The sequence below is a fragment of the Psychrobacter sp. TB55-MNA-CIBAN-0194 genome (assembly GCF_040309505.1).
Lineage (GTDB): Bacteria > Pseudomonadota > Gammaproteobacteria > Pseudomonadales > Moraxellaceae > Psychrobacter > Psychrobacter fozii.
Genome location: NZ_JBEOOW010000266.1, coordinates 1 through 273, shown reverse-complemented (window position 1 = coordinate 273; position 273 = coordinate 1). Strand labels below are relative to the sequence as shown.

The window sequence follows — 273 nt, the reverse complement described above, 5'->3', positions numbered from 1 at the left end:
GGTCAAACGCATCAAGGCCGTAAGCCTGGCGCAAACCAACCAGGCCATGCGCGAAGCGTTCCAGCAGCCGGGCTACTGGCGCATCGAAAAACCGCTGTTGAGTTATGACGCATTGACCTGGATCGGTGCGGGCGTGCTGGGCCTGATCATCCTTGGTTTGATCGGCTTGAGGCTTTATCGCAAACCTGTTGAGTAATGACGCACAGAATATCGGGCCAAGGCGTTATTCTGTCTGAGATTTTTCCCACAACCAGTGAACCGCCCATGCCGAAC

General features: G+C 55.3%; 1 protein-coding gene. It reads left to right on the top strand.

What is annotated here, in order from left to right; all coding sequences use genetic code 11:
* Window positions 1-196: hypothetical protein (locus AAEY75_RS15095; protein ID WP_352260037.1), on the top strand; the 196-nt coding region annotated here is incomplete at its 5' end.
* Window positions 197-273 lie beyond the last annotated feature (77 nt).